We start from the raw sequence: 13,900 nt of genomic DNA, 5'->3' as shown, positions 1-13,900 counted from the left end.
CGTCGCTCCTGTTCTCGCCGAAAGGGACGGACCACGATAAGACCCGTTCGGTGGACGTTGACAGCGCCCGTTCGGGTGGGTCACTGTCACTCGGACGGTAGAGCGACGCTGCTGCGGTCGGCCGTTCGCGCCGTACGCCCCGGAAAAGGGGCGGTGACCCGGGAAGAGGTGTGGACAATGAAGCAAGGCGAATGGATTCCACCCGGTGTGGACATTTCCGTGCCGAGCATGGCGCGCACCTACGACTACATGCTGGGGGGCGGGCACAACTTCGCGGTGGACCGCGCGGTGGGCGAGCGGATCGAGGAGGCCATGCCCGGCCTGCGCACCGCGGCCCGCGTCAACCGGGCGTTCCTGGGGCGCGTGGTGCGGTTCATGCTGGGGCGCGGCGTGCGGCAGTTCCTCGACATCGGGTCGGGCATCCCGACCGTCGGCAACGTCCACGAGGTGGCCCAGGCCCAGGTGCCCGACGCCCGCGTCGTCTACGTCGACCGCGACCCCGTGGCCGTCGCGCACAGCGAGTTGATGCTGGTCGGGAACGACCTGGCGGGTGTCGTGCGGGCCGACATGCGCGACCCGGACGCCGTCCTGGGCGACCCGGAGACGCGCCGGCTGCTCGACCTCGACCAGCCCGTCGGGCTGCTCATGCTGCTGATGCTGCACTGGGTGCCGGACGAGGACGACCCGGCCGCGCTCGTCGGCCGCTACCGGGACGCGCTGGCGCCCGGCAGCTTCCTCGCGCTGACCCACGTGACCGCGGACCACCAGGGCGACGACCTCGCCGCGGCGACCGACGTGATCCGGCGGAGCAAGAGCCCCGACCAGGTCACCCTGCGCCCGCACCGCGCGGTGACCGAATTGTTCGCCGGGTTCGACTTCGTGGAACCCGGTCTCGTGGGGTGCGGCGAGTGGCGTCCGGAAGGGCCCGCGGACATCGCGGAGGAACCGGGGATGAACATGCTCGTCTACGCGGGCGTCGGCAGGAAATCATAGGAACGCTCATGAAGTGACGGCGAGTGGTCGAATACCTATTAGTGTGATCTTTTTTCACGCTTATGGTCGAGCCCGGACCGCTGGGGCGTGGGTAAACTGCCGCGAACTCGTCACATCACAGCAAGGCAACGGAAATGCCGCAGCCCACTCGCAGGCCACAGGCAGCCCAGCCGGAACGCGGCCGGGAACTGCTCGCGCGCAAGTGGTCCTACCTGCTCAGCGGTGCGGTCGTGGTGCCGCTGTCGCGGACCGACCTCGACCGCGAGCTGACCGAACGGCTCGACGCGCTGTGCGCCGCCCTGCACGCCGAGCCGTTCGAGGCCCGGCCGGTCGAGCGGATCGGCGAGCGGCTCGTCTCGCTCGGGTACGTCGGCGAGGCCGGGCTGCGCGTCACCGTCGACGTGCTCGGCAAGGGGCTGCTCGCGCTGCCCGAGTTCCAGCCCGCCGAGGCGCACGCGCAGCGGGTCGCGCTCGGCGTCGGCGCGCTGTCCTGCGGCTTCCTGGCGGCGAACCGGCGCGCGGTGTTCGAGCAGCAGGAGTCCATGCAGCTGTCGCTGCTCAAGGCCGTCCGCGACGCCCAGTGGAACCTGCGGGAGAGCGAGGCCCGGTTCGACGAGGTCGTCACGTCGTCGGCCAGCGGCGTCCTCGTCACCGACCTCGACGGCCGCGTCGTGCGGGTGAACGCGGCCCTCGCCGAGATGCTCGGCCGCTCCACCGACGAGCTGGTGGGCAGCGACCTGCTCGACCTGGTGCACCCCGACTCGCGCCGGCACCTCGCCGAGGGGCTGCGCGGCCTGGTGTCGGGCGACCGGGAGCGGATGAGCCAGGCGCAGCGCCTGCTGCGCGCGAACGGCGACGTCGCCCGGACCTCGCTCACGGTGTCCCTGGTCCGCGGCGGCGCCGAACCCGACCAGCCCGGCCACTTCGTCGCCGTCGTCGAGGACGGCACCGAGCTGATGCTGCTCCAGGCCGAGCTGCACCGGCAGGCCCTGCACGACGTGTCGACCGGCCTGCCGAACCGCCAGTACTTCACCACCCACCTGGAGAGCGCGCTGCGCCGCGCCGACCCGGTCCGCGGCGTCACCCTCTTCCACCTCGACCTCGACGCGTTCGGCATGGTGTGCAACAGCCTCGGCCGCGCCACCGGCGAACGCCTCCTCGTGCACGTGGCGCAGCGGCTCAAGGCCGTGCTGGCGCGCGAGAAGGCCATGATCGCCCGCCTCGACGGCGACGAGTTCGCCGTCCTGGTGGAGAACACCGCCACCACGTCCGACGTGGGCACCGCGGTCGCCGCCATCAACCGCGAGCTGTCCGAACCCGTCTACCTCGACGGGCACGGCCTGGCGGTCACGGTCAGCGTCGGCGTGGTCCGCCGCCCACCGCCCGACTCCTCGCCGACCGAGGTGCTGCGGGCCGCGGAGCAGGCGCTGCGGCGCGCCAAGGCGGGCCGGCGCGGCCAGTGGGAGCTGCACCACCCGGACCAGGACCTCGCCGACCGCGAGACCGACCTGCTGGCCGTGCGGATGCCCGGCGCCCTGGAGCAGGGCGAGCTGGTCGCCCGCTACGCCCCGGTCGCGGCCCTCGCCGACGGCGCGCCGGTCGGCGTGTCCGCCCGCCTGCGCTGGGAGCGCCCCGGCGGCGAGCCGGTCGGGCACGACACGTGCGCGGAGCTGGCCGAGCGGACCGGCCTCGTCCTGGACCTGGGCGAGTGGCACCTGGCGACGGCGTGCGGGCAGGTCGCGTGGTGGCGGCAGTCGGGCTTCACCGGCACCCTGCACGTCGGGATGACCCGGCACCAGTGGTGCGACGGCGACCTGGTGCGCCGGGTCCGGCGGGTGCTCGGCGACACGGGCCTGCCCGCCGACCGGCTGGTCGTCGGGATGCCGGCGGGCCTGCCGGCCGAACCCGAGGCCGTGGACGGCCTGACCGTGCTCGCCGAACTCGGCGTGGGCACGTCGCTCGACGACGTCGGCCTCGGCCCGGACGACCTGGCCGCGGTGGCGGACCTGCCCGTCCGCCAGGTCCGGGTGGGCCGGCGGCTGGTGGCGCGGCAGCTCGCCGGGGACGCCGACCACCTGGCCTGCCTCGTGCCGCTGGTGCGCGCGGCGGGCGCGGAGGTGGTCGTGGACGGCCTGACCGCGGCCGAGCAGGCCGAGTGGTGGCACCGGGCGGGCGCGGTCGCCGGCAGCGGTCCGCTCCACGGCGAGGCGCTGGAGCCGCAGGCCGTCGCCGCGTGGTTCGGCACGCCGACCGGTTGACGACCGCTGGGCCTTTCGGACCACGCTGAGACACGGGGTCTTCACAGCGCGTTTCCTCACCGTTACAGTTCTGGGAGCGCTCCCAGTCGATTCCGGTCAGTGTGGACCAGTGGATCGGCCGACGTCCTGTGGCGGGCCGACGTGGTCCCGCTCGCGAAGGAAGTGATGCGGATGGTCGAGTTCTCGTCCCGTCTGGACGCGCGTGCGGATGCCCTGCGGGCGTTGAGCGTTCCCCTGCTCAGGGGCTCGCTCGGCGTGGTGTTCGTGTGGTTCGGGGCCCTCAAGGTGGCCGGTGCGACACCGGTGGCCGACCTGGTCTCCCGGACCGTCCCGTGGCTCGACCCGGGCGCGTTCGTGTTCGCGCTCGGGCTGCTGGAGGTGGTGCTGGGGGTGGCCCTGGTGGTGGGTCGGCGGTTGCGCTGGGTAGCGCTGCTCGTCGTGCTCCACCTGTCCGGGACTTTCCTGGTGCTGGTCGTGCAGCCGGCCGCCGCGTTCCAGGCGGGCAACCCGTTGCTGCTCACCATGACCGGCGAGTTCGTGGTGAAGAACCTGGTCCTGATCACCGCCGCCCTGGCGGTCATGTCGGCCGACGCACCCGTGCGGCAGCGGGTGTCGCGGGTCGACGGGCGGTGATCACCGGCGCCGCGGGGCCCCGACCGGCCCCGCGGCGCCGTCACCCGGTCGTCCCTGACCTGCGCGCCAGGTGCGCGGCCACGCCGTCGAGGTAGAGGTCCAGCGCGAAGCCGAAGTCCGCGTCCACCTCCTCCCGCACGTACAGGTCGTCCGCGTCGAACACGCCCGCGGCCACGACCCGGCCGAGCGCCGGCATCCGCCGCGGGTCGACGACGACCCTCAGCGCGCGTGAGTACGACCGGCTGAACGCGTCCGGGTTCTCCCGGTGGACCCGGGACAGCTCGACGCCCAGCCGCAGCTCGCCGTGCACGAAGGTGAGCAGGCCCATCACGATGCCGACCTTCTCGGCCTCGCCCACCGGCTCGTCGGCCAGCGCGCCGAGCGCGCTGTCGAACCAGGCGAGGTTGTGCGGCCCGACGGGCGGTCCGGCCAGCGGGATCAGCGCGAACCACGGGTGCCGCCGGAACGCGCCCACCACGGCGCGCGTCCACGTGGTCAGCCCGGCCCGCCAGTCGCCCGCCGGCAGCTCGGGCGGTGACTCCAGCGCCGCGTCCGCCATCAGCGCCAGCAGCTCGTCCTTGCTGTTCACGTGCCGGTAGAGCGCCATCGTCGACTTGTCGAGCTGCTGCGCGACGCGGGCCATCGAGACGGCGGCGAGCCCTTCGGCGTCGGCCACCTCGATCGCCGCGCGGGTGATGTCGGCGACCGTGAGGGACGGTTTGCGGCCCCGTTTCGGCGCCTCCCGCAGCCCCCAGAGCAGGGCGATCTCGTCCGGCAGGCCGTCCTCGTCGGTCATCCTCGCCCCCTCCTCGCGCTGCTCGCAGTCTAGGGCTTCCGCAGAAAACTGCGTATGAGCTACGCTAATCTGCGTATCCGATACGCATAAAGGGGGCGGCGATGATCGTCGACGTGCGGGGCCTGCGCAAGGCGTACGGCTCCACAGCGGTGCTGGACGGGGTGGACCTGGAGGTCGCCGAGGGGTCGGTCTTCGCGCTGCTCGGCCCCAACGGCGCGGGCAAGACCACCACCATCCGCGTGCTGTCCACGCTGGCCAGGCCGGACGCGGGCGAACTGCGGGTCGCGGGCCACGACGTGGTGCGCGAACCGGCCGCGGTGCGCGCCGCGATCAGCGTCACCGGCCAGTACGCGGCCCTGGACGCCGAGCAGACCGGCCGCGAGAACCTCGTGGTGATCGGCCGGCTGATGCGCCTCGGGCGCGGGGGAGCCCGGAAGCGCGCGGTCGAGCTGCTGGAGCGCTTCGACCTGGTCGACGCCGCCGACCGCCGCGTGAAGACCTACTCCGGCGGCATGCGCCGCCGCCTCGACCTCGCCGCGGGCCTCGTCGCGTCGCCGCGGGTCGTCTTCCTGGACGAGCCGACCACCGGCCTCGACCCGGTGAGCCGCACGACGATGTGGGACGCCGTCCGCGACCTCGTGCGCACCGGCACCACGATCTTCCTCACCACGCAGTACCTGGAGGAGGCCGACCGCCTCGCCGACCGGATCGCCGTGCTGGACAAGGGGAAGGTCGTCGCCGACGGCACCGCCGACGACCTCAAGTCCCGCGTCGGCGGCGAACGCCTCGACCTCCGGTTCGCCTCACCGGCCGACCTGGCCGCCGCCCACGTCCGCCTCGGCGGCTCCCGCGCGTCGGACCTGGTGCTCAGCCTGCCGTCCGACGGCTCCGCCGCCCACCTGCACACCGTGCTGGACGACCTGCGCGACGCCGGCGCGACGCCCGAGCGGGTCTCCTCGCACCGCCCCACCCTCGACGACGCCTTCCTCGCGCTGACCGCCCGCAGGGGAGTTCCCGCATGAGCCACGCCGTCGCCGACTCGATCACCATGATCGGCCGCAGCATCAGGTTGAGCAGGCGCAACACCGACACCCTCGTCATGTCCGCCGTCCTGCCGCTGCTGATGATGACCCTGTTCGTGCAGGTGTTCGGCGGCGCCATCGCCACCGGCACGACCTACGTGAACTACGTGGTGCCCGGCATCGTCCTGCTGTGCACCGGCTACGGCGCCGCGTCCACCGCGATGGCCGTGGCCGACGACATGACCTCCGGCGTGGTCGACCGGCTCCGCTCCATGCCGATCCGCCCGTTCGTCGTGCTGACCGGCCACGTGGTCGCCAGCGTCGCCCGCAACGCCCTGTCCACCGCGATCGTCGTGGCCGCCGCCGTGGCCATGGGCTTCCGCCCGGACGCCACCGCGGTGGAGTGGCTCGCCACCGCCGGCCTGCTCCTGCTCTACGTCCTGGCGCTCTCCTGGCTGGCCGCGGGCCTCGGCGCGGTGGCCCGCTCGGTCGAGTCGGCCAGCGCCCTGAGCTTCTTCATGCTGTTCCTGCCCTACCTCAGCAGCGCCTTCGTGCCGACCAAGACCATGCCCGCCGCCCTGGAGGCGATCAGCGAGCACCAGCCGATCACCCCGATCATCGAAACCGTCCGCGGCCTGCTGACCGGAACCCCGATCGGCACCAGCGGCCCCCTGGCCCTCACCTGGTCGCTCGCCCTGCTGGTCGCCTCCTTCCTCCTGGCCACCGCCCTCTACCGCCGCCGCGTGCGGGACTGACGCCGGCGCCGCGCGGCTTCCCGTTTTTGTCCACTATTTGGCCCGCGGCGCGATAACTGCCCACTTTTTTGTCTGTTTTCGGCGGCCGTCGGCTGCCTATCATCTGCCGGGTGTCCGGCTACAAGTACGATTTGTTCATCAGCTACAGCCGTTACGGCAGCGTGCGGAAGTGGCTCCAGAACCACTTCCACCAGAAGCTCGTGGAGTGCCTTGCCGACCAGGTGGCGCCGGCGCCGAGGGTGTACGTCGACTGGACCATGCCGAGTGCTGTGGACTGGCCCTCCAACCTGCAAAAAGCCCTGCACCGCAGCAAGATCATGATTCAGCTCCTCACCCCGCCCTACTTCGAGTCGCAGTGGTGCGTGGCGGAGTGGCGGAGTATGCAGGAGCGGGAGAAGATGCTCGGCTTGGCGGGTTCGGACCTGACCCAGGGGCTGGTCTACCCCATCCTCTACTCGGACTCGGAAAACTTTCCGATGGAAGGTCGGACGCGTTCTTGGCGGGACTTCAAAAAACTGGCTCAGCCGGACTTGGTGTTCCAGGAGAGCCGGAAGTTCAACCGCTTCCACCGGGAGGTCAACGAGCTGGCCCGTGACCTGGTCCAACTGTTGCAGCAGGTACCCGAGTGGCAGCCCGACTGGCCGATCGTCGAGAAACCGGACCCGCTGCTCATACCGCCGCCCCCGCTGCCGAGGTTCGAGCTGTGACCGGCACCGTCATCACGTTCTACTCCTACAAGGGCGGTGTCGGGCGCAGCTTCACGCTGGCCAACATCGCGGTCCTCCTGGCGCGCTGGGGCTACCGGGTCCTCACCATCGACTGGGACCTGGAGGCGCCGGGCCTGCACCACTACTTCGCGTCGGTGCTGCCCACGGCGCCCGAAGGCGGCGTGATCGACCTCGCCCACGACTTCCTCGGCGGTGCCCAGGGCCCCCGGGCCCACGCGGTCCGGCTCGACGTCGAGGGCGGCACCCTCGCCCTGCTGGCCGCAGGCAGGCTGGACCAGTCCTACATGGGGCGGATGCAGCAGATCAACTGGGCGGAGCTGTACGAGCTGGGGTTCGCCACCTTCCTGGAGCGCTGTCGGGAGGAGTGGACCGAGGAGTACGACTTCGTCCTGATCGACAGCCGGACCGGTATCTCGGACATCGGCGGCATCTGCACCGCCCACCTGCCGGATCGGCTGGCCGTCGTGTTCACCGCGAACGAGCAGAACCTCAAGGACGTCGTGGACGTCGTCGAACGCGCCGACCGCGCGCGGGACCGGATGCCCTACGACCGACCGCAGCACACGGTGCTCCCCATCCTGTCCCGGCTGGACAACCGGGTGGAGTACGAGCGGGCCGAGGAGTGGCGGCGCAGGTGCGCCCGGGTCGTCGCGCCGCTCTTCGGCAACTGGCTGGTCAAGAGCGTGCCGGAAGACCTGATGCTGAAGCACCTCACGGTGCCGTACGTCTCCTACTGGAGCTTCGGCGAGCAGCTGTCCGTGCTGGAGGAACTCGTCCCCTCGGCGGACCAGATCTCGTTCGCCCTGGAGACGGTGGCCGCCGTCGTCGCGCAGCAGTTCGACCGCACAGACCTGCTCGCCGACAACCGGGACGCCTACGTGGCGGCGGCGCGCGACCGCCGCCGGGAGTTCGGCCTGGACCTGCTGGTCTCCAGTCCGCGGTCCGCCCTGGGTGTCGCGACCAAGCTGATCGACGAACTGCGCGCGCTCGGCGTCCGCGCCGGCGGGTCGCTGTCCGGCGACCCGGAGTTCCTCGACCGGCGCCGCGAGCCCGCCGAGCACCTGTGCCTGGTGGTGGACCGCGCCGCGAGCCGCTGGCAGGTCACCGAGGCGGAGCGCTTCCTCCGGCACGCGATCGGCCCGGCCAGTGGCCGACGCCAGTTGTTCTGCGTGCTGACGCACGGCACCGACCCCGAGCACCTGCCGGGTTTCCTGCGCAACCTCCAGCACCTGCGGTTGGAGCCGGGCGCACGGCCCGCGCACGTGGCGCGGCAGCTGTTCGACCTGATCACCGGCACGCCGTCGGACGCGGAGAGCCCCGACCAGGAGGCCCTGCGGGACGCGGCGGCCGCACTGCGCGACGTACCGGCGGAGGTGCCCTCCCGTCGGCGGGTGCCGCTCGTGGAGCAGACCGTGCGCGACATGACCGCCGCGCTCGACGACGGCGACCTGCCGCTGTTGCACGACCTGTCGCTCGACCTCGGGGTGCTGTTCAGGTCGCACGCAGACGGCGGCCGGGTCGCCGTGCCGGACGAGCTGCGCGCCCTGATCGACGCCCTGCTCGCCCGGATCGACCGTCGAATCCACTCGATCTCCGACTGAAAGGTGGCGGAATGCCGCGGGAGTACGCGAACGAGGAACGGGCCGCGCTGATCGTGCTGATGCTGGAGAACCGGGACGTGCCCAACACGGAGTTGGACAAAGACCTCAAGGCCAGGCTCAGCAAGGGCGGCCGCGAACGGCTGAACGAGGACGGGCTCCTCCGGTCCTGGAAGGTGGGGAACCGGCTCGTCCACCGGATCACCGACGAGGGGATCACCTGGTGCCTGGAGGACCTGCGCGCGGGCGGGCCGCCGTCGAGGACGGGGGCGTTGTCGCGGGCGCACTTCGCGGTGCTGAAGATCTTCATCGAGCACCACCGGCGGCACGGCACCCTGGTCGAGGTGATCCGCTCCGGCGGGGACCTGGAGACGCTGATCCGCTCCGCCTACCTGGACCTGTCGGTCAAGCCGCAGGACTGGGTCCGGCTGGCCAGGCTCCGCCCCGAGCTCAACGGCGCGGACCGGGCCGAGGTGGACGCGGTGCTGCTGGGGATGGCCAGGGCCGGTGAGGTGCACCTGGTCCCCGAGTCCAACCGCAAGGCGCTGACCGACGCCGACCACGCCGCCGCGATCAGGATCGGCAGCGAGGACAAGCACCTCATGGCGATCGAGGAATCATGACCGGTGACCAACGCGAGGCGCTGGCCGCGCTCCGCTTCAACTCCGCCGAGACCCCCGACGACGTCTGGCACACCTCGCCGTCCCACGTGGAGGGCATGCACGACAGGGCGGAGCGCCGCATCCGGGCGGGCATCGCGGACGCCAGGGCCAGCACCGGCCCCAGCCCGGTCGGCCTGGTGCTCCAGGGCCAGAAGGGCGTCGGCAAGACCCACCTGCTCGGCGCGGTGCGCCGCGTGGTCCAGGGGCAGGGTGGCTACTTCTTCCTGGTCGAGCTGACCGACGGCACGGTGTTCTGGGACGACGTGGCCGATGCCCTGCGCAGCCAGCTCCGCCGGCCCGACGACAACGGCGCGCTGCAGCTCACCACCCTGCTGCGGCAGTTGTGCGAACGGGCCGGTGTGCCCGGCGTGGTGGCGGGGGCGATCACGGCCGCCGCGCCGCTCACCCCCGACGACCTGCGCGCCTTCCTGCACCACCTGTCCGGGTTGGACGGCCTGGTGGCGGTCGAGTGCGGCGACACGATCCGGGCCCTGGTGCTCTACGGGTCCGAGCACTTCGACGTCGGCCTGACCTACCTCCAGGGGGTCGAGGACACCGGCGACGAACGCCGCCACTGGGGCCTGCCGGTCAAGCCGAAGTCGGCGCGCACGCTGGTGCGCGACATCTCGCGCGTCCTCGCCCTGACCGGTCCGAGCGTCATCGCCATCGACCAGCTGGACACGCTGGTCAACAAGAGCCAGGACCTCACCGACGAGGAGGAGACGAACGCGGGGCTCGTCCAGGAGCTGGCGCTGTTCTCCGACGGGCTGATGCAGCTCCGCGAGACGACCAGGCGGACGTTGTCCCTCGTGGCGTGCCTGCCCTACACGTGGAAGAAGCTGCACTCGGTCGCGAGCGACACGGTGTCCGACCGGTTCACCGAGACGCCGATCCTGAACTCCATCGTCGACCCGGGCCTCGGTCGGGCGCTGGTGGAGCGCTGGCTCGGGGTGGTCTACGAGCGCACCGGGTTCACCCCGCCGCAGCCGACCTGGCCGGTGTCGCCGGACGCGTTCGGCGCGTCGTGGCTGCCGCAGACGCCGCGGCAGCTCCTCCGGCGCATCCACGCGCACGCCGAGTCCTGCCTCTACGGCGAGATCCGGGAACTGGGGTCGTTCGACGAGTCGTCCGAGCCACCGCCCGAGCCACTGCCCGGGCCGACCGGGCCCGACGGTCCGGAGCCGGGCCACTTCCGGGACTTCGACACCCGGTTCGCGGAGCTGCGGGACAAGGCGGAGATCACGGCCGCCGCGCTGAAGCAGCACAACGAGGACGAGGTGATGCCCGGGCTGCTGCTGGCCGGGCTGAAGTCGTGGATCAACGAGGTCGGCAACGACGACATGGCGTGGGAGGTGGAGTCCATCGCCGGCGGGGGCAAGCTGCACGCCGGCCTGCGCCGCACCGTGGACGAGGAGCTGGACGTCGCCGAGCGCTGGGGGTTCCGGTTCATCGCCAGCGCCCACGGCAACGTGGTGCTGCGCCGGCTGCGCGACGCCCGGGTCGCGGCGGAGATCCGCGCCGGCGCGCGCAACCGGCACCTGGTGCTCATGGTCAACGGCAACCGGGGGTGGACCGGTCAGAAGACCAGGGGCGAGGTGGCCGAGCTGGAGCGGACCGGGGGTCGGCGGGTCAACGTCTCGGACGACGACCTGCGGACGTTCAGCGCCCTCAAGGAGATGCTGCCCATGCAGAGCCACCAGCTGCTGGCGTGGCTGGTGGCGCGGAAACCGGCCAGCAGCTCGACGTTCCTGCGGGAGATCCTGCCCGGCCAGGGGCGTTCCGCGGCCAGCCACCAGGAGACCCGGCCGCCGCCGTCACGGGCGTCGGGGGAGCAGCCGTCCCCCACGGGGATCGCGCTGGGCATGGACGGCGAGGTCCGGGTCGAGCTGGAGTCGTTGCGCAAGCACGTCATGATCTTCGCGGGTTCCGGCAGCGGGAAGACCGTGCTGCTGCGGCGGATCGTCGAGGAGTGCGCCCTGCGGGGGGTGTCGGCGATCGTGCTGGACCCGAACAACGACCTGGCCCGGTTGGGCGACGCCTGGCCGCAGGCGCCGGCCGACTGGCGGCCGGGGGACGCCCGCAGCGCCGACGAGTACCTCGGCAGCACCGAGGTGGTGGTGTGGACCCCGGGACGGGCGGGCGGGCGCCCGATGAGCTTCAACCCGCTGCCCGACTTCGCCGGCGTGCTGGACGACGAGGACGAGTTCACCGCCTCGGTCGAGGCCGCCGTGGCCCGCCTGGTCCCGCACGCCAGGGTCGGCGGCGCCACGAAGACCGCCGCCCGCGGCCAGGCGGTGCTGCGCGAGGCCATGGCGCACTACGCCCGCAAGGGCGGTCGGGACCTGTCGGAGTTCATCGGCGTGCTGGCCGACCTGCCGGACGGGGTGAGCAAGCTGACCACCGCGCGGGCGACGGCGGCCGACCTGGCGGAGACGTTGCGGGCCGCGATGGTCAACGACCCGCTGCTCGGCGGTCGGGGCGAGCCCACGGACCCCGACCTGCTGCTCACCCCGACGCCGGGCAAGCGGGCGCGGATCTCGGTGATCAGCTTCGTCGGGCTGCCGTCCGACGAGCAGCGGCAGGGGTTCACCAGCCAGCTCCAGCTGGAGGTGTTCGCCTGGGTCAAGCGCCACCCGGCGGTGGACCGGCCGCTCGGCGGGCTGCTCGTGATGGACGAGGCGCAGACGATCGCGCCGTCCGGCACCGCGACGGCGAGCACGCGGAGCACCATCCTGCTGGCGTCGCAGGCGCGCAAGTACGGGCTGGGCCTGGTCTTCGCCACCCAGGCGCCGAAGGGCGTGCACAACCAGGTCACCGGCAACGCCACGACGCAGTTCTACGGCAGGCTGAACACCCCGGCGCAGGTCGCCGCGGCGACCGAGATGGCCAGGGCCAAGGGCAGCTCGGTCGGGGACATCTCGCGCCTGGAGCGCGGGTGGTTCTACGTCACCGGGGAGGACTTCGGGTTCCGCCGGATGCGCGCCCCGCTGTGCCTGAGCCACCACCCGCCCAGCCCGCTGCGGCTGGAGGAGGTGCTCGACCGGGCCCGCGACGGCCGGCCCTGACCCCTGACGCGGCACCGGTCCCGGCACGGCGAAGCGCTCCCCGCCCTCCCACGAGGGCGGGGAGCGCTTCGCCGCGCGGTCAGGCGACGGTCGAGGTGAGCAGCGCGTCGATCCGCCGCCACAGCGCCTCGAACAGCTCCTCGCGGCGGTAGGAACGCGGTTCGCCGCCGCCGAGCACCGAGAAGTCGTGCAGTTCGAGCACGACCCCGCGCGCGCCGGTGTCGTAGACCGGTCGCGCCCAGCCGTTGGTGAGGGCGCTGCCCGGCCCGGACCCGCCGACCACGAAGTTCACCGTCTCGTCGCCGCCGATGCCGCCGCGCTGGACGTCGAGCGCGTACACGGTGTCGCCCGCCCGCTCGACCCGCACGGCGATGCGCGCGTCGCCGACGTGCGCGGTGCCGACGAACCCGCGCCGGCCCAGCCCCGGCAGCGCCGCGGCGAACTGCTCGCCCAGGTAGCGCAGGGTCGCGTCCTGCTCGGCGTAGCGGCTGAAGGAGGCGGGCACGGCGGGTTCCGCCGGCTCCTCCGCCGGGACGAACCCCTTCGCCCTGGTCACGACCTCGGCGACCGGCGCCCGGTCCCACCCGGCGGACTCCGCCGCCTCGATCCGGGCGGCCAGGGCCTCGGTGAGCTGGTCCGGCCGGTGCGCGGAGCCGCGCACGTAGCTCACGTGCGGGTGCAGCAGCCCCTGCGGCACGGCCACCTCGCCCAGCAGCACCGGCAGCACGTGCTCGTCCCCGGCCTTCACGGCGCGCAGCAGGGCGGTGGTGAACTCGTCCACCGCCGACACGAACGGGACGAAGAACCGCACCCGCACGTCCGGGAGGTCGCCGCCCTCCTTGTGCGCCCACCACTCGTGGGTCTGCTCGGCCCCGTGCAGCACGGTCAGCCCGCGCTGCTCGAACGCCTCGACCACCCCCTCGACAGCCGAGCGCTGCCCCTCGTCGAACGACACGGCGACGTCGTACTCGCTCACAACCGAACCTCCCTGTCCGCGCCGGCCCGGTGACCGGCTGCCCGCGTGCGGCGCAGCGTCCGGGATGGGTGTCGACCAGAGGTGGACGAGGAGTGGATGCGCCGCCGCGGCCCGTTGCCCGCGTGCCCGGGAAACGGTCAACACCTGGTCCGAGGACAGCCGCTGATGAATCCTCAGTGGTGAGGGCGAAATGGTCGGATAAACGCCCGAATCACGCAGCACAATTCTCGTGGAGGATTCGCCATGTCCAGGATCACGTCCGTTCTCGCGGCCAAGGTCGGTTTGTCGCTGGCCGCGTTGTGCGTCGTCGTCGCGGTGTTCGCGCCCGGCAGCGGCTCCGCCGCCTCGTTCGAGGAGTGCCCGCCGCCCACCACGGTCACGGTCGGCCCCGACGGCAACCCGTGGCACGGGTGA

12 protein-coding genes are annotated in these 13,900 nt (G+C 72.4%); 10 read left to right on the top strand and 2 right to left on the bottom strand.

Going from position 1 to position 13,900, the window contains the following annotated elements:
* Window positions 1–177 precede the first annotated feature (177 nt).
* The 3 genes from ACRAKJ_RS36840 (at window position 178) to ACRAKJ_RS36830 (ending at window position 3,884) form a co-directional block, all read left to right on the top strand.
* Complete coding sequence (locus ACRAKJ_RS36840) at window positions 178–993, top strand: SAM-dependent methyltransferase (RefSeq protein ID WP_438926503.1); 816 nt, start codon at window positions 178–180, stop codon at window positions 991–993.
* A 134-nt stretch (window positions 994–1,127) separates the two neighbouring features.
* Window positions 1,128–3,251, top strand: coding sequence for a diguanylate cyclase domain-containing protein (locus ACRAKJ_RS36835; protein ID WP_438926504.1), 2,124 nt, complete (start codon window positions 1,128–1,130; stop codon window positions 3,249–3,251).
* A 99-nt stretch (window positions 3,252–3,350) separates the two neighbouring features.
* Window positions 3,351–3,884 carry a DoxX family membrane protein gene (locus ACRAKJ_RS36830; protein WP_447008811.1) on the top strand — a complete coding sequence of 178 codons (534 nt, stop codon included), beginning with the start codon at window positions 3,351–3,353 and terminating at the stop codon, window positions 3,882–3,884.
* Between the two features lie 40 nt (window positions 3,885–3,924).
* Here ACRAKJ_RS36830 and ACRAKJ_RS36825 read toward each other — a convergent pair whose 3' ends face one another.
* Window positions 3,925–4,680, bottom strand: coding sequence for a TetR/AcrR family transcriptional regulator C-terminal domain-containing protein (locus ACRAKJ_RS36825; protein WP_438926672.1), 756 nt, complete (start codon window positions 4,678–4,680; stop codon window positions 3,925–3,927).
* A 101-nt stretch (window positions 4,681–4,781) separates the two neighbouring features.
* On the opposite strand from ACRAKJ_RS36825, the gene ACRAKJ_RS36820 reads away from it, so the two are divergent.
* From ACRAKJ_RS36820 to ACRAKJ_RS36795, 6 genes are all read left to right on the top strand, one after another.
* The gene (locus ACRAKJ_RS36820) at window positions 4,782–5,702 is read left to right on the top strand and encodes an ATP-binding cassette domain-containing protein (RefSeq protein WP_438926671.1); all 921 of its coding nucleotides are present in this window, start codon (window positions 4,782–4,784) and stop codon (window positions 5,700–5,702) included.
* Entirely contained in the window at window positions 5,699–6,457 is a 759-nt protein-coding gene (locus ACRAKJ_RS36815; RefSeq protein ID WP_438926670.1) for an ABC transporter permease, read from the top strand. The genes ACRAKJ_RS36820 and ACRAKJ_RS36815 overlap by 4 nt, the downstream gene beginning before the upstream one ends.
* A gap of 110 nt (window positions 6,458–6,567) precedes the next feature.
* Window positions 6,568–7,164: a TIR domain-containing protein gene (locus ACRAKJ_RS36810; protein WP_438926669.1), complete on the top strand. Its 597-nt coding sequence runs from the start codon at window positions 6,568–6,570 to the stop codon at window positions 7,162–7,164.
* Window positions 7,161–8,786, top strand: coding sequence for a tyrosine-protein kinase family protein (locus ACRAKJ_RS36805; RefSeq protein WP_438926668.1), 1,626 nt, complete (start codon window positions 7,161–7,163; stop codon window positions 8,784–8,786). The genes ACRAKJ_RS36810 and ACRAKJ_RS36805 overlap by 4 nt, the downstream gene beginning before the upstream one ends.
* 11 nt (window positions 8,787–8,797) lie before the next feature.
* The gene (locus ACRAKJ_RS36800; protein WP_438926667.1) at window positions 8,798–9,406 is read left to right on the top strand and encodes a hypothetical protein; all 609 of its coding nucleotides are present in this window, start codon (window positions 8,798–8,800) and stop codon (window positions 9,404–9,406) included.
* Window positions 9,403–12,510, top strand: a complete 3,108-nt coding sequence (locus ACRAKJ_RS36795) for a helicase HerA domain-containing protein (RefSeq protein ID WP_438926666.1) — start codon at window positions 9,403–9,405, stop codon at window positions 12,508–12,510. Before ACRAKJ_RS36800 ends, ACRAKJ_RS36795 begins: the two co-directional genes overlap by 4 nt.
* A 79-nt stretch (window positions 12,511–12,589) precedes the next feature.
* Here the strand turns inward: ACRAKJ_RS36795 and ACRAKJ_RS36790 are convergent, their stop codons facing one another.
* The gene (locus tag ACRAKJ_RS36790) at window positions 12,590–13,486 is read right to left on the bottom strand and encodes a hypothetical protein (RefSeq protein ID WP_447008810.1); all 897 of its coding nucleotides are present in this window, start codon (window positions 13,484–13,486) and stop codon (window positions 12,590–12,592) included.
* 243 nt (window positions 13,487–13,729) lie between these two features.
* Between ACRAKJ_RS36790 and ACRAKJ_RS36785 the strand changes: the two genes are divergently transcribed.
* Window positions 13,730–13,900, top strand: a complete 171-nt coding sequence (locus ACRAKJ_RS36785) for a hypothetical protein (protein ID WP_438926614.1) — start codon at window positions 13,730–13,732, stop codon at window positions 13,898–13,900.

The organism is Saccharothrix sp. DSM 118769, assembly GCF_052936295.1.
Note: the sequence above shows the minus strand (reverse complement) of the source record. Positions and strands in the feature narration are given on the sequence as shown.

What these genes read in the sequence shown, in the direction of transcription:
- ACRAKJ_RS36800 (WP_438926667.1), top strand. Translation starts at nt 8,798, where the DNA reads ATGCCGCGGGAGTACGCGAACGAGGAACGGGCCGCGCTGATCGTGCTG.
- ACRAKJ_RS36835 (WP_438926504.1), top strand. Translation starts at nt 1,128, where the DNA reads ATGCCGCAGCCCACTCGCAGGCCACAGGCAGCCCAGCCGGAACGCGGC.
- ACRAKJ_RS36795 (WP_438926666.1), top strand. Translation starts at nt 9,403, where the DNA reads ATGACCGGTGACCAACGCGAGGCGCTGGCCGCGCTCCGCTTCAACTCC.
- ACRAKJ_RS36785 (WP_438926614.1), top strand. Translation starts at nt 13,730, where the DNA reads ATGTCCAGGATCACGTCCGTTCTCGCGGCCAAGGTCGGTTTGTCGCTG.
- ACRAKJ_RS36815 (WP_438926670.1), top strand. Translation starts at nt 5,699, where the DNA reads ATGAGCCACGCCGTCGCCGACTCGATCACCATGATCGGCCGCAGCATC.
- ACRAKJ_RS36825 (WP_438926672.1), bottom strand. Translation starts at nt 4,680, where the DNA reads ATGACCGACGAGGACGGCCTGCCGGACGAGATCGCCCTGCTCTGGGGG.
- ACRAKJ_RS36820 (WP_438926671.1), top strand. Translation starts at nt 4,782, where the DNA reads ATGATCGTCGACGTGCGGGGCCTGCGCAAGGCGTACGGCTCCACAGCG.
- ACRAKJ_RS36840 (WP_438926503.1), top strand. Translation starts at nt 178, where the DNA reads ATGAAGCAAGGCGAATGGATTCCACCCGGTGTGGACATTTCCGTGCCG.